Origin of the sequence: Sulfuricurvum kujiense DSM 16994 (assembly GCF_000183725.1) — a bacterium.
GTDB classification, from domain to species: Bacteria; Campylobacterota; Campylobacteria; order Campylobacterales; family Sulfurimonadaceae; genus Sulfuricurvum; species Sulfuricurvum kujiense.
Genome location: NC_014762.1, coordinates 664,439 through 680,541 on the forward strand (window position 1 = coordinate 664,439; position 16,103 = coordinate 680,541).

The 16,103-nt window shown below is 45.4% G+C and carries 18 protein-coding genes; 6 read left to right on the forward strand and 12 right to left on the reverse strand.

The window, feature by feature from the left end; genetic code table 11:
- Positions 1-24: 24 nt before the first annotated feature.
- The 5 genes from rpsR to SULKU_RS03430 all read right to left on the reverse strand — a co-directional run bounded on the left by rpsR (position 25) and on the right by SULKU_RS03430 (position 4,282).
- A complete protein-coding gene (gene rpsR, locus SULKU_RS03410; RefSeq protein WP_013459534.1) occupies positions 25-282 on the reverse strand; it encodes a 30S ribosomal protein S18 in 258 nt (85 codons plus the stop codon).
- Positions 283-303: 21 nt separating this feature from the next.
- Positions 304-822: a single-stranded DNA-binding protein gene (locus SULKU_RS03415; RefSeq protein ID WP_013459535.1), complete on the reverse strand. Its 519-nt coding sequence runs from the start codon at positions 820-822 to the stop codon at positions 304-306.
- A gap of 18 nt (positions 823-840) precedes the next feature.
- Entirely contained in the window at positions 841-1,224 is a 384-nt protein-coding gene (gene rpsF / locus SULKU_RS03420) for a 30S ribosomal protein S6 (RefSeq protein ID WP_013459536.1), read from the reverse strand.
- Between the two features lie 117 nt (positions 1,225-1,341).
- Positions 1,342-2,307 (reverse strand): DNA polymerase III subunit delta, encoded by a 966-nt coding sequence (gene holA, locus SULKU_RS03425; protein ID WP_013459537.1) that lies wholly within the window; start codon positions 2,305-2,307, stop codon positions 1,342-1,344.
- A complete protein-coding gene (locus tag SULKU_RS03430) occupies positions 2,300-4,282 on the reverse strand; it encodes an RNB domain-containing ribonuclease (protein ID WP_013459538.1) in 1,983 nt (660 codons plus the stop codon). The genes holA and SULKU_RS03430 overlap by 8 nt, the downstream gene beginning before the upstream one ends.
- 69 nt (positions 4,283-4,351) lie before the next feature.
- Between SULKU_RS03430 and SULKU_RS03435 the strand changes: the two genes are divergently transcribed.
- Positions 4,352-4,678, forward strand: a complete 327-nt coding sequence (locus SULKU_RS03435) for a serpin family protein (RefSeq protein WP_013459539.1) — start codon at positions 4,352-4,354, stop codon at positions 4,676-4,678.
- 50 nt (positions 4,679-4,728) lie between these two features.
- On the opposite strand, the gene SULKU_RS03440 is transcribed toward SULKU_RS03435, so the two are convergent.
- Entirely contained in the window at positions 4,729-5,670 is a 942-nt protein-coding gene (locus tag SULKU_RS03440; protein ID WP_013459540.1) for a diguanylate cyclase domain-containing protein, read from the reverse strand.
- A gap of 204 nt (positions 5,671-5,874) precedes the next feature.
- On the opposite strand from SULKU_RS03440, the gene greA reads away from it, so the two are divergent.
- On the forward strand, positions 5,875-6,405 hold the full coding sequence (greA, locus tag SULKU_RS03445; RefSeq protein WP_013459541.1) for a transcription elongation factor GreA: 531 nt from the start codon (positions 5,875-5,877) through the stop codon (positions 6,403-6,405).
- A 2-nt stretch (positions 6,406-6,407) separates the two neighbouring features.
- Here the strand turns inward: greA and SULKU_RS14230 are convergent, their stop codons facing one another.
- Positions 6,408-6,893, reverse strand: coding sequence for an Hsp20/alpha crystallin family protein (locus tag SULKU_RS14230; RefSeq protein WP_013459542.1), 486 nt, complete (start codon positions 6,891-6,893; stop codon positions 6,408-6,410).
- 130 nt (positions 6,894-7,023) lie between these two features.
- Between SULKU_RS14230 and purL the strand changes: the two genes are divergently transcribed.
- Complete coding sequence (gene purL, locus SULKU_RS03455; protein ID WP_013459543.1) at positions 7,024-9,237, forward strand: phosphoribosylformylglycinamidine synthase subunit PurL; 2,214 nt, start codon at positions 7,024-7,026, stop codon at positions 9,235-9,237.
- A 328-nt stretch (positions 9,238-9,565) separates the two neighbouring features.
- Here purL and murA read toward each other — a convergent pair whose 3' ends face one another.
- Positions 9,566-10,828 carry a UDP-N-acetylglucosamine 1-carboxyvinyltransferase gene (gene murA / locus SULKU_RS03460; RefSeq protein WP_013459544.1) on the reverse strand — a complete coding sequence of 421 codons (1,263 nt, stop codon included), beginning with the start codon at positions 10,826-10,828 and terminating at the stop codon, positions 9,566-9,568.
- Positions 10,829-10,975: 147 nt separating this feature from the next.
- On the opposite strand from murA, the gene SULKU_RS14235 reads away from it, so the two are divergent.
- The 3 genes from SULKU_RS14235 (at position 10,976) to SULKU_RS03475 (ending at position 13,715) form a co-directional block, all read left to right on the forward strand.
- Positions 10,976-12,493 carry a sensor domain-containing diguanylate cyclase gene (locus tag SULKU_RS14235; protein ID WP_013459545.1) on the forward strand — a complete coding sequence of 506 codons (1,518 nt, stop codon included), beginning with the start codon at positions 10,976-10,978 and terminating at the stop codon, positions 12,491-12,493.
- An 85-nt stretch (positions 12,494-12,578) separates the two neighbouring features.
- Complete coding sequence (locus SULKU_RS03470; protein ID WP_013459546.1) at positions 12,579-13,013, forward strand: hypothetical protein; 435 nt, start codon at positions 12,579-12,581, stop codon at positions 13,011-13,013.
- A gap of 3 nt (positions 13,014-13,016) precedes the next feature.
- Complete coding sequence (locus SULKU_RS03475; RefSeq protein ID WP_013459547.1) at positions 13,017-13,715, forward strand: exonuclease domain-containing protein; 699 nt, start codon at positions 13,017-13,019, stop codon at positions 13,713-13,715.
- Between the two features lie 6 nt (positions 13,716-13,721).
- Here the strand turns inward: SULKU_RS03475 and SULKU_RS03480 are convergent, their stop codons facing one another.
- Genes SULKU_RS03480 through SULKU_RS03495 form a run of 4 tightly spaced genes read right to left on the reverse strand, consistent with a single transcriptional unit; the run spans position 13,722 to position 16,085 of the window.
- A complete protein-coding gene (locus tag SULKU_RS03480) occupies positions 13,722-14,069 on the reverse strand; it encodes a chaperone NapD (protein ID WP_013459548.1) in 348 nt (115 codons plus the stop codon).
- Positions 14,066-15,001, reverse strand: coding sequence for a WD40 repeat domain-containing protein (locus SULKU_RS03485; RefSeq protein WP_013459549.1), 936 nt, complete (start codon positions 14,999-15,001; stop codon positions 14,066-14,068). Before SULKU_RS03485 ends, SULKU_RS03480 begins: the two co-directional genes overlap by 4 nt.
- Positions 14,998-15,501 (reverse strand): 4Fe-4S binding protein, encoded by a 504-nt coding sequence (locus SULKU_RS03490; RefSeq protein WP_013459550.1) that lies wholly within the window; start codon positions 15,499-15,501, stop codon positions 14,998-15,000. Before SULKU_RS03490 ends, SULKU_RS03485 begins: the two co-directional genes overlap by 4 nt.
- Positions 15,501-16,085, reverse strand: coding sequence for a nitrate reductase cytochrome c-type subunit (locus SULKU_RS03495; protein WP_013459551.1), 585 nt, complete (start codon positions 16,083-16,085; stop codon positions 15,501-15,503). The genes SULKU_RS03490 and SULKU_RS03495 overlap by 1 nt, the downstream gene beginning before the upstream one ends.
- Positions 16,086-16,103 lie beyond the last annotated feature (18 nt).

A 16,103-nucleotide genomic window follows, 5' to 3' on the forward strand; every position in this document is an offset into this window, starting at 1 on the left:
GCAAAGTGCCGACACGGGGATGGCTTAACCTTCGAAAGAAGCGCCGGCGATCACTTTGCGTGATACTGTGTATGGAATCAACGCAGCTGCGCGTGATTGTTTGATAGCGATTGTAACCATGTCTTGGTGACGTTTACAGTTACCTGTAAGACGGCGTGGCATGATTTTGAAACGCTCAGAGAGTGAATATTTCAATGAAGCTACATCTTTGTAGTCAATGAAATCAACTTTTTGCTCGCAGTATTTGCAATAACGTTTTTTGTATTTTCTTTTTTCTGACATGGTTCTATCCTTGTGCTTATTCTAAAACGGAATTTCGTCTTCGTTAATATCAATCTCCGGGAGATTGTTTTCCGGCATTCTTACCGGCGCGGGTTTAGAATACGACGGCGGAGGAATGTAAGCCGCTTTCGGAGCAGGAGCATCATAGCCCCCGCCGTAGCTGCTGTTTCCGGCATCGCTGTATTCGTTATAACCGCCCTGAGAACCACCCTCGCCGCGTGAATCGAGCATTTGCATCGTTTCGACGATAACGGAGTGTTTAGAGCGCTTTTGGCCGTTTGTTTGGTCAACCCATTGTTCAAAACTAAGTCTCCCTTCGACTAGGATTTTAGAACCCTTGCGAAGGTATTGGTTGGCTACTTCACCTGAGCGGCCGAAAAAAGTGATGTCGACAAAACATGTCTCCTCTTTTTTCTCACCGTTTACCGTAAACTTACGGCTGGTTGCAATAGCGGTTTTGGCGATTGCCGAACCGTTTTGTGAATAGCGAAGCTCGATATCTCGGGTAAGATTTCCAACCAAAATGACTTTGTTATACATAGGTTTTCCTTAAAAGGGTTAAGAAGCTGCTTCTTCTTTTTTCTCAGCAACAGCAGCAGTCGGAGCAGGTTTTTTGGTTTTTTCAACCATACCGTTCCATGCTGCAATTTCACGTTTTGAATCGTATTTCATTGTTACGAAACGCAAAATTTCCTCGTTGATACGGAAACGACGTTCAATTTCAGCAATAGCAGCAGGTGCCGCTTTGTAATACATAACGTAGAAATAACCGCGAGCGTTTTTCTCGATCGGGTAAGCTAATTTTTTCATTCCCATTGCGTCGCGAGCAACGATCTCACCGCCGTTTGCAGTGATCACTTCTTCAACGAGTGCGATGGTGTTTTTAATCTCTTCTTCTGTAAGAGTAGGTTTTACGATTACTAGGTTTTCGTAATGTCTCATAGCGTATGTCTCCTTATGGTGTTCGCCCCTTATGGTATTAATACAGCACGACAATCGTGTTGCAAAGAGCAAGGAACGCGCGGATTATACTAAAAATCCGCTTAATTTAAGTTTTGGTTATAAAACACTTTGCAGCTTCAAGAGGGCGGAGAGAAGCAGTGATTCCTGATCGGGAGAGCCGGTCGATTTCATCTTTAACTCGGTATCGAGGAGGAGATTTATCCCTCTTTTATACCCCTCGGGAGAGATTTTGATCGAGAGGGCGGCGCGCTCTTTTTCGACAAATCCGGGAAGTTTATATCCTAATACCATAGCCGAATCAGCGACACCGTGAATTTTGATAGCAGTATTGAAAAGGTACAACTGGGTCAGAAAACCGCTGATGGCGGTGAGGAGCTGAATCTCGTTTTCTCCCGATTCGAGGAGATGGCGCAGAGAGGGGAGGAACTCTTTTTTCTCGATGACGCGGGCGATAAAATGATCCAGTTTGATTTCGCTCAGTCCGAAGACATGTTCGTCGATCTCTTTCATCCCGATCGGCTTGCCCAAGATAGAGAGTTTTGAAAGCTCGTTGCAGGCGAGGGCGAGGTCGTTGTTGTGGATGTCGAGGAGATGAAACGCCGCCTGGTTATCGAGCTGAACACCGATCGCTTGCGCCTCTTGCATCACGATGGCGCGCGCTTCGGCGGCAAAGGGGTGGAAGAAACGAACCGATCCGGTATGGGAACCTTTGAACGCCGTGTCGGCCCCTTTGACATCGTCGCCGTAATAGCAGTAGATGAAGGTATTATCGCTGTTTTTTCCGACCAGTTCGACAAGGGTATCGAGTTCGGCTTTGGGGAGTTTCTTCTCGTGTTTGACAATAAGGAGGTTTTGATCGCCGAAGAGAGAACCTTGGGAGAGGTGTGCTTTGGCGGTATTGAAATCGTACTCGTCATGGTAAAGGCTCAGAACCGATGCCCCCTCGATTTGGGAGAGTCTGTGGGCATAGCGGTCGATGAGAAAATGGCTCTCTCCGAACAGCGCCATGGCACGCGGTGCACTGTTGTTTTGGAGATGGCGGTCGAGTTCTTGTCTATTCATACAATTTTCCTGCGTGCTCGCTTGGGTGCTCGCTCTCTTCTTTTTCGATTCGGCGGACGAACGAGGCGGTGATTTTTGCGGTGGCGAGGTTGGAACTCTCGATTTTAACGATAATGTCGTCAAAGAGCATCAACCCAAACTGCGACGTGATGGCTACTTTGGCCCCCGTGATGGTATCGTGGATCTCCGCCATCACCGGCTCTTCGGCACGCATGATACGGGCTTTGAACTCTTGACCGATCACGGTGGCCGCCCAGCGGGCAAATTTGCGCTCATGGAAGCGGATTTCGATGTCGCTCGCTTCGCGCTCTTTTTCGCTGATGGAGGTACAGAGCGACTCGATATTGCGCAATACGTAGGAACCCTCTTCGGTATCGTGCGCCGCAATCGCTTTGAGGAGGCGATGGACGATCAGGTCGCTGTATCGGCGGATCGGAGAAGTGAAGTGGGTGTATCGCTCAAACCCCAGACCGAAATGTCCCATATTGTACGGTGCGTAGCGTGCCTGCATTTGTGCGCGGATGATGAGGGTATCGACTTCGCTGATGAGATCGCGTCGCTCCGCTTCGGCTTGGATAGCGGTGATCGTCTCTTTGATAGAACCTTGCGACTCGACGAAAATACCGATGGATGCCAACTCGGTATAGAGGCTTTGGAGTTTGAGAGGGCTTGGGGATTCGTGGATACGGAAAACACCTCTCTCATACATCGATGCCGCCGCTTTGTTGGCGAGAAGCATACAATCTTCGATGAGGGCATGGGACGGGGTCTCGACGGCAAATTCGGTGGAGACGATATTTTGCTCTTCGTCAATCCGCATCTCCAGTTCGCTGGAGCGGAAGTTGTACCCTTTTTTCATCCGCTCGGCACGGAGTTTTTCGGTGAGTTCATTGAGGGCAGGGATGTAGGCTAAAACCTGAGCCTCTTTGTCATTCTCTGCGTGGTGATTCCCCTCGAAAAAAGCATCGATCTGCTCGTAGGTAAAGCGGCGGTGGGAGTGGATGATCGATTCATACAGCGTATAAGAATCCATCTCATAGGTGACCGGATCGATATGCATCTCAAACGTATAGGCAAGACGATCGACGAGGGGCTGAAGCGAACAGAGCGTTTCGCTGAGTTCACGCGGCAGCATCGGGATCGAGCGGTGGGGGAGATAGATCGAGAAACTGCGGTAAATTGCCTCGGCATCGATCGCTCCGAAAGGATGGACATATTCGCTCACATCAGCGATGGCGACATAGAGGGTGGAGGTCTCGGGGACAAAGCAGATTGCATCATCGAAGTCTTTGGCGGTAACAGGATCGATGGTGCAAAAGGGGAGGTGGCGAAGATCGCGGCGGTTAGGGTACTGTGATGCGTCGACCTCTTTGGGAAATTCCCGTGCCATTGCCAGTACATCGTCTTCAAATTCGTCATGTTTGTTGTAGAGGGCAAGGACGATTTTCTCATCCACTTTCGGATCACTGAGGTTTCCCAGATAGGCGGCGATCGTTCCGCTTTGGTTGTTGATCTGATAAAGCGATCCCTCGGCGCTCTCGGATAGATCACTAATGGCAAATCCTGCAGGATGGTCGGTACGGATATCGTAAAGGCCTAAATGACCATTTTTGGAGGATACAACCGCAACGCTGAACGTTTCGCTCCGTCCGGCGATGACGACAACTTTGGCCTGAGGGCCGCCTCTGCGTCCCAACAGACGCTGCGCAATGACCAGATCACCGCTTTTTGCCCCCATGAGGTTATTGGTTTCGATAAAGTGGTCTCGGATGCTCTCCCCTAATGTCTGCAGATAGGCTCCGCTATCGGAAGCCAGAGAGACAATGCCGGCACGATATTGAGAAGCAAATTGATATTTGTTATCTTCAAGAGTGAGGAGTTTCATCGCAAACCACTGGTTGACGTTTTCACGCTCTTCAGCTGCAATATCTTGGTCATAAAGACCGTGGGTAAGACGAATTAGGAGTGATTTCATGCGGATATTATAGTCAATAAAAACTTCTATGATAGAATAACCTCTTTATTTTTACAAAGGAACACACCTATGACACATGAAGCGATTCTCAATCAGCTCGGATATACCCCTAATGAAGCATTAAGTCTCCAACTCAGCCGAATTGAGGAAAATACGACAGGGTATGAAAAAATCATCAAACACATTTTGGATTTACATGAAGCGCTTAAACCCTCTGAATCGTATGTGGCATTATCAAACAGCAATGACTATTTTAAAATCAAGATCGATGCGACCAGTGATATCAGCGCTACGGAAGCATTGGAAAAAATCAACCATTTTGCCGACAAATACAAAGTCAATCTCCAAAAGGTAGATGGAAAACCGACCTATTATATTCTTGGATTTGCAGCGTAATTACTGGAATCGATAGAATGCATGCAAGTATTCTATCGGCTATAAAAATATTAATCCGACACATCGGTAGAAGCAGATGAATGCATCGCTTCTACCGACTGCTCTATTATCTCTTCCGCACTTAAGCACGATTCCAACTGTACAATACCCATTAAGATAAATTTATTTTTCGAATCCGCTTCGTGTTCAAGAAAAATAGATTCGGAAATGAGGCGATGAAAGCGTTCGGCGGCAATTTCCGCCAGTTCGTCATTGGTATGACGCAATAATATTAAAAATATCCCGTCTCCGTAATAGGCTATCGAGTCACTTCGGCGCAGGGCATTGGTGAGTATTTCCGCCATGTCGCGTATAAGCTGGGCATGTGTTTTTTTATTCTCCGGCACTATTGTTTTTGTGGATAACGAGAGGGAAATTAATGAACTTTCATACGAAGAACTGATGCATGACTCGCGTTCTTTAGCAAGGAGGGTTATAAAATAGTTTTTGTTGAAAACCCCAAGACTAGCATTGTATATACTTGAATCCTTTGCATTTTTGATCGAGTTGGCAACGGTTCCGTATAGCTCTTTAATGGCGGTAGAGTGTTTTTCCAGCGATATTAAGAACCTGTCCAGCACCTGTTCAACCGAAGAGGTGACTTCCACGAATGTTTCAGGATTTGTATTCGCATTTACGGAATCTTTTTTGGTTTGTATTATTTTTTTTAACAGAGCCGTATTTTTATAGACATTTGAGCCTTGTTTTAAGATCAATTTGACAGCTTTTGTCCCCTGATTCAGTGATCGTTCATATTCAAACCCGTTGTGGAGCTTTTCATCAAAACGGGAACTGATGGAGACAATTTGTTGACGTAAATCATCATTTTTAGACTCTAACAGTTTGTCAAAATAAAATCGAAAATTTTCGGGGATGGGGGGCAAATCGTTCTTTTTGAGTTCGATGATGATTTCATCAACAAGAGTATATAGATCATCTTTTATATTTTGCATAGGACATATCTTCTTATCTATCAACGGTATACATTGTTGACGAGATTTAAATTATAAAAGAAATTATCTCATGTTAGCGTTGCAAACGTGTTGCGATTTGAAGTTGCCGTATCAGCAGCAGTGATAATTAGAGAATAACCTATCTTCAAACCAAGTATGTATACGGTATATTTTCCAAAATATATATTTGACGGATAAACGTAAATGAGCCAAAACGAGCCGATGAGCCCCAGAGGGTATGATGAACTTTTACGTGAGTTTAAATATCTTAAAGATATCGAAAAACCGCGTGTCAATCAGGAAAAGCAGCGGGCTGCCGAGCTGGGTGATCGGAGCGAAAACGCCGAATACCATGCGGCAAAAGAGAAACTTCGCCATATCGACAAACGTCTTTTTTATCTCAATTCGATGATCGAAAAAGCGCAGATTATCGACCCCTCCGTTTTAAATCACTCCCGTGCCCATTTCGGAGCGACGATTACGATTGCGGACATAAACAGCGATGAAGAGTTTTCGTATACGATCTGCGGTACATTGGAAAGCGAACCTGAAAATGGATTGATTTCGGTTCATTCTCCGCTGGCAAAGGCAATGTTAGGAAAAGAAGAAGGTGATGAATTCAGCGTCCATCTCCCCGGCGGAAAAAAGAGCTATGAAGTAAGTGCGATTACCTATACGGATATCTTTTCCCTTAAAAAAAATATCCGCACCGAAAAAGACTTCGGGTTTAAATAATCCTACTTAATCTCGATTTTTTTAGAGGCTTTTTTACCCCCCGTTTTCGGAACGGTTATTTTAAGCACGCCGTTGGTCGATGTCGCGGTAATGGCTTCGAGATTGGCATCATCAGGAAGTGAAAAGCTCTGATTGAATTGTCGATACGATTTTTTCGATCCCTCTTTATTCTCCGATTCTTCTTTCCGTTCTCCCGAAATTATTAACCGATTGCCTGAGGTTTCGATAGAGATATCTTTTTTATCCATCCCCGGCAGATCGATGCTGATGAGGTAGGCTTTATCGCTCTCTTTCATACTTGAAGCGCTATACATGCCGTTCATTCTGGGAAACGGTCGGTTGAAAAAGTTTTCCATCTCTTCCATATTCCAAAACGGACAACCCTGCTCACACGGTTTTTCGGGTTTAGGTTGTACAGATGTGGCCGCCGCACTGAGAAAAACAGGGGCAGCCATCAATGCGATCAAAAGACGTTTTGAGTGAGTCATGATAAACCTCCGATACAAATTTATCGTATAAATTTAAATCGATTTTGTAAATGGACAGCAAATTAAGGGGGGGCTTTTGTACCCTTTGGTATAATCGCGGAACTATTATTATTTAACTAAGGAAACTGCCGTGAGCACTCCCCTTCCAGACATCGAAAAAGTTCTCAAACAGCATAAGCTCTCACTCGGAGATTATGACCATATTAAAAAAATCCTCGGACGCGAGCCGAATCTCGTCGAAATCGGGATTTTTTCGGCAATGTGGAGTGAACACTGCAGCTATAAATCGTCTAAAAAACATTTGAGCGGCTTCCCGACCAAAGCACCGTGGGTTATTCAAGGACCGGGTGAAAATGCGGGTGTTATCGATATCGGCGGCGGATATGCGGCGGTTTTTAAAATGGAGAGCCATAACCATCCGAGTTTCATCGAGCCGTATCAAGGTGCGGCAACGGGTGTCGGCGGTATTATGCGTGACGTATTCACGATGGGTGCCCGTCCTATCGCCAACCTCAATGCGCTTCGTTTCGGAAACGTGTTGAACCAAGACGATATCAGTGCCCATCAGCGTTATTTGGTACGCGGTGTCGTATCGGGTATCGGCGGATACGGCAACTGTATGGGGGTTCCGACAATCGGCGGCGAAACGAGTTTTGATGAGTGCTATAACGGGAATATCCTCGTCAACGCATTTACCCTCGGATTAGCGAAAAGCGATGAGATTTTCTACGGAAAAGCGGAAGGGATCGGCAATCCGGTTATCTATGTCGGAAGTAAAACGGGACGTGACGGTCTCGGCGGTGCGGTAATGAGTTCGGACAGCTTTACCGAAGCATCAAAAGGGCTTCGTCCGACAGTGCAAGTGGGCGATCCGTTTACCGAAAAGCTTCTTTTGGAAGCATGTCTGGAACTTTTCAAAACCGATTATGTCGTCGGGATTCAGGATATGGGTGCTGCGGGGTTGACCTCAAGCTCGTTTGAGATGGCGGGACGCGCGGGGAGCGGGATGATTATGCACCTCGACAAAGTCCCTGCCCGCGAAGAGGGGATGATGCCGTACGAATTCATGCTCTCCGAATCGCAAGAGCGTATGCTTATCTGTGCGAAAAAAGGGTCCGAGCAGGCGATCATCGATATTTTCGAAAAATGGGATCTTGACTGTGCTGTAATCGGAGAAGTAACGGCTACGGGAAAAATGGAGTTGTTCTGGCACGGTGAAAAATGTGCGGAAGTCCCTGTCGATCCGGTGAGCGAAGAGGCTCCGGTATTGGATCGTCCGATGAGTCGTCCCGCTTATCTTGATGAGATTGCCCATGTAACATTGAACGATTTTGAAGCGGTTGATAACCAAAAAGCGTTTGAAAAACTCCTCTCATCTATGGAAGTGGTGGATAAAGGGTGGATTTATCAGCAGTACGATTCGATGGTACAGACCAATACGGTTAAAAAAGGGGGCGAGCTCGATGCTTCAGTAATCCGTATTAAAGAAAACGGCGTAGCATTGGCGATGAGTGCCGATTGTAACGTCCGTTACTGCTATATCGATCCGAAAGCGGGAGCGGCGGCTGCGGTTATCGAGAGCGGACGTAACGTTGCGATGAGCGGTGCGACACCTAAAGCGATTACCGACTGTCTCAACTACGGTAATCCTGAAAACCCGGAAGTAATGTGGCAGTTTGGCCAAGGATGTCTGGGAATTAAAGAGGCGTGTGCCGAACTTAACACACCGGTTATCGGCGGAAACGTATCGCTGTACAATGAAACCAACGGCAAATCGGTTTTCCCGACCCCTTCAATCGCTATGGTCGGTGTCAATGAAGATCAACACAAAGTATTGATGTCCGCCTTCCAAAAAAACGGAAATGTAGTGTATCTTGTCGGTGAAAACCGATCGGAGTTCGGCGGATCACTCTATATGAAAGAGCTTTACAATGTCGTGGCGGGAGTAATCCCTGCGATCAATTACGATAAAGAGCGTGCATTATGGAATCTCGTTATCGAAGCGAATAAAAAAGGTCTATTAGCGTCTGCTAAAGACTGCAGTTCGGGCGGTGTGGCAATTGCACTTGCCAAAATGGCATGTGTGAGCGATAAAGGGGTGAATGTTACCATTACCGTTGATGATAGCCGTGATATCTTCGCCGAGAGTATGTCTCGTGCGATCATCGAAGTAGCCCCTGAAAACTGCGGGGCATTTGAAGCGATGGTCGGTTCATTGGCCTGCCAAAAAATCGGAACGATCGGCGGTGATACCTTCACCGTGAACGATGTGACGATGAGACTTCCTGAGATGCAAAACATCTACTACAACACCTTCAAAAAAGTGATCGAAGGCGATCTGTAAAAATCTTTTAGAACGCATGTGGAGCAAACACCCAAAGGGCACGTGAGCCCCACATGGCTACGCTAACGCTGAGTTCTACCCGCTTCACAATGTCTTCAGCAGAGCGCTCACGCACAGTAAACTGCGCTATTTTCTTTATAATTTTAGATGAAACTACATAAATTAGGAATACTTTTTGCATGCAGTAGGGTATGAAAAAGTTACTCAAAAAAATATTTCGAATCCGATCGAAAAACAAATGTGAATTTTATATTACGAATCTTAGTTATCGATGCGGGGAGTAAAGGGAAGAAAGATGCTTTGAACGGGTAATTCCCGTTCAGCGAGGCTACTCTTTTAGACGCTCAATTTTGGCGCCGAGAGCCTGAAGTTTTAATTCGAGATTTTCATATCCGCGATCAAGGTGGTAAATGCGGTGGACATTGGTTGTCCCCTCAGCTGCCATAGCGGCAAGAACGAGCGCACTCGAAGCACGCAGATCGGTCGCCATGACATCGGCTCCAAAGAGCTCGCACGGTCCGATAACGGTCGCAACGTGGCCGCTTAGCTTGATATCCGCACCCAAACGCTGTAATTCGCTCACGTGCATAAAACGGTTTTCAAATAAACGTTCATCGATCGTGCTTGCCCCTTTGGCGAGGGTAGCCAATGCTAAGAACTGCGCTTGCATATCGGTCGGGAATGCCGGATACTCTTGTGTAATAATATCGACGTGTTTGAGTTCGGTCGCTGGGTATATCGTCATAGTGTTTTCAGTGCTCTCGATACGGCACCCCATTTGCTCTAATTTGGCGGTAACGGCGTCAAGGTGATCGGGACGAACACGCTCTAATGTAATGACAGAGTTGGTGATCGCACCGGCACACAGATAGGTTCCTGCTTCAATACGGTCAGGAATGACCTCGAAATCGACCATATCGATTGTCTTTCCGCCGGTACCGACAATGACAAGCTCGGAAGTTCCGATTCCGGTGATGTCTATGCCGCTGTCACGGAGGATTTCGCACAATTGAACGACTTCGGGCTCTTTTGCGCAGTTGACAAGGACGGTTTTTCCGTGCGCCAAAGCGGCTGCCATAACGATATTAGCCGTTCCGGTAACAGTGATTTTGTCAAAAATGATATGGGCACCTTTAAGCCCCTCAGGCGCTTGAGCATGGACGTATCCGGCATGGATGGTGATTTGTGCTCCCATTTGCTCAAGTGCTTTAAGGTGTAGATCGATCGGACGCTGACCGATAGCACATCCGCCCGGCAAAGAGACTTCACAGTGTCCGAAGCGGGCAAGTAAGGGTCCGAGGACGAGGATAGAAGCACGCATTGTTTTGACGATATCGTAGTTTGCCATCGTATGATTGACCGTAGAGGTATCGATATTCAGAACATGATTTTCTAGCGTACAGCTCGCACCGAGGTTCTGAAGAAGTTTTAGAAGTGTTTTGATATCGGCTACTTCAGGCATATTGGTGACTTTTAGCGGATTATGGGCCAAAAGTGCCAATGTAATTAGGGGTAAAGCGGCATTTTTTGCGCCGGAGATGGTAACGGTTCCGCTAAGTTTAGTCGGCCCTTGAATTCGTAAATAGTCCATTAAATTCCCGCTATAATTAAAGTTTGATATTATAAGCCAATATCCTTAAGTTCCTGTTTTATTGACGTATTTAGCGTAAAAGAAATGCATATAAAAATCAACGAAACGTATCAGATTTATAATATTTAAAAAGAGGGAGGAAAGCTCATGCATGTATCGGCAAAACTTGTAAAAGTAAAAATGCTATGGACGTTGATGCTAGTCGCTTTTTTCCCGATGCTCCTTATCGCTTTTTACAGCTATTACAATATAAAAAATCAAATTATTGCTTCGGAACTGGCTCATTTGGAAGCAATCGCAAAACTGAAATCTCTTCAGATCGAAAACTTTTATTATGAAATCAAAGGCGACTTGCACACGATTCAGTTTTCTCCCTATACTAAAAATCTGATACTGAACAGAGACATCAATCTGAATGAAGCGAAAACCCTGTTTGAACAGCAGTTAAACGAATATATTGTTGAAGAAGAAATCAATAAAATTTTTATTATCGGATTAGACGGGAAGATTCTGGCCAGCTCTTTAAAGGTACAAGAAAACCATACCGATTCATTTAATAAGACGGCATTCGAAGAGGGAAAGTCAAAAATCTATTTTTCCGATATTTATAAATCCGATATTCATCGCGGCTCTTCAACTGAGCATAATAATTATTTGTTTACTGCTTCGGCACCAATTTTGGATTACGACAATAGGTTGATCGGTGTCATCGTCGCTGAATTTTCCGCTGATAACTTTTTTAATCAAATTCAGGATTATTCGGGGTTAGGAGAGAGCGGGGAGACGCTGCTCGGTAAAAGATCAGGTGATAAGATTATTTTTCTCAATCCCCTTAGACATGACCCGAATGCGGGGATGAAGCGAAGCGCATCCATAGACGGAAAGTTGGCAAAACCCGCTATCTTTGGTGCTACAGGTCATAACGGTTCAGGAGTGTCGGTTGATTATAGAGGGATTTCGGTTCTTGCCGCATGGAGGTATGTACCGACGGCAGGTTGGGGTATGGTAGCCAAAATTGATCAAAACGAGGCACTGCGACCGTTGGAGACGATTAGAAACAGTATTCTATTGACGGTGGTTGTATTATTGGTGATCGGAGCCGTATTTTCGTTTTTAATGGTCAAAAATATCACCGAGCCTATAGAGACGTTGGCCAATGAAGCGCATTTGGATGCCTTGACAGGTTTGCCGAATAGAAAATATTTGAAGGAGCTTTTGGACCAGGTTCTTTCCAAAGCAAAACTTGAAAATTCTTTGATAGCCGTTATGTTTTTGGATCTCGACGGCTTTAAAAGTGTCAATGATACGTATGGGCATGAGACAGGTGATTTGCTGCTTAAAGAGGTAGCCTTCAGACTGAATAGCTGTGTTCGGCAAAGTGATACCGTCGCACGATTGGGCGGGGATGAATTTATCGTATTGATTCCGGGTACAAAAGAAGCAAGAAATGTGGAAACCATAGCTGAAAAAATCATTCAGGTATTGACAAAAGAGTTTGATTTAGACGGCATTAGCGTCACGATCAGTGCTAGTATCGGTATATGCGTCTTTCCGGATCATGCTTTAGATGCCGAGGAAATGCTTCATAAAGCCGATAAAGCCATGTACGAAGTAAAAAATGCGGGAAAAGGCAATTATAGATTTTGTGACGACTCCCCGTTGTAACTATGTGCATCAACAGCTCATTTTGTTGCTATAAGTCAATATTGGCTAAAATTATCGAAATTATGCGATATCAGAAGGAGAAAATGTGAGTTCGGCACTTGATCGTTTGAAAAACCTGACGGCACAAATCTCCAGTTATGAGTTGGAACGCAAAAGTAATTTGAAATCACTCGAAGAACTCTATAGTAAACTCGGTATTAGCGCCAAAGTGGAGTGTTTTGAAGAACTTTTCTCTTTTAAGGCGATCAATCTCTCCGGACTCTCCCTCTCTGAGGATGATTTAGGTGCGATCAAAGAGGGGAAATATGCACAAATTATCGCTATTATTTACGATAAAGAAGCCAAAGTCAAAAATAAAAACATTTCGTTAGCGTATTACGGACGTGCTGAAAAACTGAGCCCTCTTCAGAAAAAAGATATTATCTCATTCGTCTTGGGATGGCGTTTTGAGAAAAGTTTCCGTACGTTAGAACATTATCATAATCTCATGGCAAATCTTAAATCTTTTCCGACAGAGTAGAGTGTGATTTTTCTCGATACCGAAACAACCGGATTAGAGGCTAAAGACAGAATCTGTGCCCTTGGGATGATAACGGAGGATGAAGCCCATTATGAACTGATTAACCCCGGTAAAAAGATCCCTCCGAGTTCTTCCGCTATCCACCATATTACGAATGAGATGGTCAAGGATGCCCCCGCATTCGCCGAATCGCTAAGTGCCGAAAAACTCAAATTGCTCAATACTCCCGAAACTATTTTGGTTTCCCATAATGCTCCGTTTGAATTGGATATGCTGCAAAAAGAGGGCTTGGCCTGGCAGGGGAGAATTATCGATACGCTTAAGTGCTCAAAATCTTTGATGGACGATCTGGAAGGGTATGCGTTGCAGTTTTTGCGGTATGAACTCAGACTCTACCGTGAAGAAGCAAACGTTTTTAAAGAGCATGAGATACCGATCGTCCCCCATCATGCACTGAGTGACGCACTGCATACGAAAATGGTGCTGGAGTATCTTCTGGATTTGGCAGACATAGAGAGACTGATAGAGATATCCAAAAGCCACGTATTGCTGACACGTTTGCCGTTTGGAAAATATGCCAAAAAACGGATAGAGGAGATTGCCCTAAAAGATCCCTCTTATCTAAAATGGATGGTTGAGAGCTTGATGGATATGGATGAAGATCTGCGCTACAGTATCGAGCACTATTTGCTTCAACGCTAAATGATACTACTTATCTTTTAGATCTCCGTTGTAGACGATATCTGCAGCATCCACGTCCTCAGCGTTCAACCGTTCCATAAGAGATTCATCGACACGTTCCAGTTTACCCTCTTCGTCACAGAACTCATTTTCGCTGAATGCCATTGCCATTTCGGCTGAGAGGATATGGGGAATTTCTTGGATTATACGGAGTTTTTCAGACTCTTCTTCGGTGCTATCCCCCTCCAGAATGATGATAATCCGACCTAGCTCATCGTGAGCGTATACTTCGCATTGGTGACTTGCACGTAGTTGTTCTAACACAAATGCAACGTATTCGGGTGCGCATTTAACGACGACACTGGATATATTCATGGTAACTCCCAAAATAGAATTTTATTTTCATCGGCACACGAGACGAACCGTTTTTCATCAAGAAATAAAATCCGGTTCAGAGTCGCAGTATGCCCTTTCGCCGTAGCGATTTTTTGCCGTTTGATCGTATCATACACGGTAATCAGGTTTTCTTCATCCATAGACGCCGCCATACGCTCCGCTTTGGGAGAAAGTGCCGCCGCATAGATTAAAAATATTCCATCATATCGAGTATACTTTTTTCCATCAAGGGTATAAAGGATGGCGCGGCGATCTTGTCCGGCTGTGATTATACGGCTGTTTTGGAGATCGAGTTTGTAGATGTTATCGACATTGCCGCCTCTGATAGTGCGTTTGATTTCCATAGCATCGGTATCGATCAGTGAAATCACTCCCGCCTCACCTCCGATAACGGCTATTTTTTGAGTGCGTGAGAGCGACATGTCACTCAGCGGAGAAGTGCCGCCGCTAAGGGTTTTGAGCACTTTATTGGTAGGAATATCGAAAAAAACCACTTCATTGCTGAGGAGTGCAAGGATGACCCGTGTTTGTGTGACAAATCCGATTTTTTTGACTACTGTTTTCGTCGAAAAAGATGTTTTAACCAGTTTTCCTTCCCTGAAGAGATAAAGGCATCCGTCTTCGCCTGCGAGAAGTAATGTTTTCCCATCGGGGGCGACATCGATGCTCAATATCTTCTGTGCCCCTTTCTCCCCCCATGAATCGATGATAGGCGGTAATAGAATTTTTGAGAGAATTTTACCTTTGGTATTGATGTGCAGGACTTCACCGTCGGCGGTTCCTGCCCAAATACTTTTGCCGTCGAATACAAAATCAAGAACAGGCGATGAAACAGTGATTGAGCGTTTAGGGGTAATCACGGCTCCCCAGCTACTCAAAACCAATAAGATGGCAAGGAGTAAGTATTTCATCCGTTTTCTTTAGCGGGGTGTACACTGATCGAATAGGCGGGGCACACCCCGATACAAAATCCGCATGCGGTACATGCACTGGAATCGATTTCAGGATTCCATAGCCCTGTAAATTGTATCGCCTTATCGTTACACACATCGGCACAGCTGCGACAGATTGTTTTGTTCCATGCCAAACAGGTCAAAATACCGATTTCGATCTCAGCTTTTATGACCGTTACCGGCTCCGCAACAAAACAATCGTTTTCACAAGCGCGTTGACATTCACTACAAAACGTACACCCGCGGCGTGAAAAGTCGAGATAGGGAGCGGCAGAGCCTTCCCGAACGACGATGTTTTCTTCACATATATTTTTACATGCGGATGTTACGCAGGTTAAACAGTGTTCACTATTTTGAGGAATAAACCCGGGCAAGAGAGGATGAAAAGCTTCTCTCTCATCCGTCTTTCCGGTGGCTAACGATGCCAATGAAGCAAAAAAACCGCGGCGTGAATCCATCACTCTTCCAATAAATCTTTATCGAGATCGAAAGAACCCGATTTGTCTTCCAGAACACCTTCTCGAAGCGTTTGAATCAAGTTGGTCTTGTATTCCCCGCCGATTTTTTTACGATAAGCACCTTTGAATCGGTTCATGACCGCCGGATCGAGTTCGGCCTGCGGTGCGTGGCACTGCGTACAGTTCCATCGTCCCTGATACAGTTCCCCTTTGAGGTCTTTCATATTCCGAAGGTTGGTCATATGCGTTTTCGGAATGGCAATCGCCCCTACACTTGAGGCTACATCGGGCATATGGCAGGAGATGCAGCTGTTCTCCTCTTGGGTAATAATCGGTAATTCGTTAATATCGTGGGGAATCATCGGAGGACAGTTGTCATACGCCCTCGGGATCCTTTTGTTTCCCGCACCCGGTGCCGTCCCTTTATAGACATAAGGTTTTTCCTTTAAGCCGCTGTCGGCCTCTACGCTCACTTTGCAAAGGCCGAGTGACTCATCCGAAATAAGAGCTTCTTTGGATGCACCCATTACCCATGTTGTTCCCAACACCAATGCCGTTACGACACCTATCACTTTGCGTTTCATGTGGTTACTCCTATACAT

Excerpts from the sequence above, each read along its gene's own strand:
- rpsF (WP_013459536.1), bottom strand. The coding sequence starts at position 1,224 with ATGAGACATTACGAAAACCTAGTAATCGTAAAACCTACTCTTACAGAA.
- holA (WP_013459537.1), bottom strand. The coding sequence starts at position 2,307 with ATGAATAGACAAGAACTCGACCGCCATCTCCAAAACAACAGTGCACCG.
- SULKU_RS03480 (WP_013459548.1), bottom strand. The coding sequence starts at position 14,069 with ATGAATATATCCAGTGTCGTCGTTAAATGCGCACCCGAATACGTTGCA.
- SULKU_RS03440 (WP_013459540.1), bottom strand. The coding sequence starts at position 5,670 with ATGCAAAATATAAAAGATGATCTATATACTCTTGTTGATGAAATCATC.
- SULKU_RS14230 (WP_013459542.1), bottom strand. The coding sequence starts at position 6,893 with ATGACTCACTCAAAACGTCTTTTGATCGCATTGATGGCTGCCCCTGTT.
- SULKU_RS03495 (WP_013459551.1), bottom strand. The coding sequence starts at position 16,085 with ATGAAACGCAAAGTGATAGGTGTCGTAACGGCATTGGTGTTGGGAACA.
- SULKU_RS03415 (WP_013459535.1), bottom strand. The coding sequence starts at position 822 with ATGTATAACAAAGTCATTTTGGTTGGAAATCTTACCCGAGATATCGAG.
- SULKU_RS03490 (WP_013459550.1), bottom strand. The coding sequence starts at position 15,501 with ATGGATTCACGCCGCGGTTTTTTTGCTTCATTGGCATCGTTAGCCACC.
- murA (WP_013459544.1), bottom strand. The coding sequence starts at position 10,828 with ATGGACTATTTACGAATTCAAGGGCCGACTAAACTTAGCGGAACCGTT.
- rpsR (WP_013459534.1), bottom strand. The coding sequence starts at position 282 with ATGTCAGAAAAAAGAAAATACAAAAAACGTTATTGCAAATACTGCGAG.
- SULKU_RS03485 (WP_013459549.1), bottom strand. The coding sequence starts at position 15,001 with ATGAAATACTTACTCCTTGCCATCTTATTGGTTTTGAGTAGCTGGGGA.
- greA (WP_013459541.1), top strand. The coding sequence starts at position 5,875 with ATGAGCCAAAACGAGCCGATGAGCCCCAGAGGGTATGATGAACTTTTA.
- SULKU_RS14235 (WP_013459545.1), top strand. The coding sequence starts at position 10,976 with ATGCATGTATCGGCAAAACTTGTAAAAGTAAAAATGCTATGGACGTTG.
- SULKU_RS03435 (WP_013459539.1), top strand. The coding sequence starts at position 4,352 with ATGACACATGAAGCGATTCTCAATCAGCTCGGATATACCCCTAATGAA.
- SULKU_RS03430 (WP_013459538.1), bottom strand. The coding sequence starts at position 4,282 with ATGAAATCACTCCTAATTCGTCTTACCCACGGTCTTTATGACCAAGAT.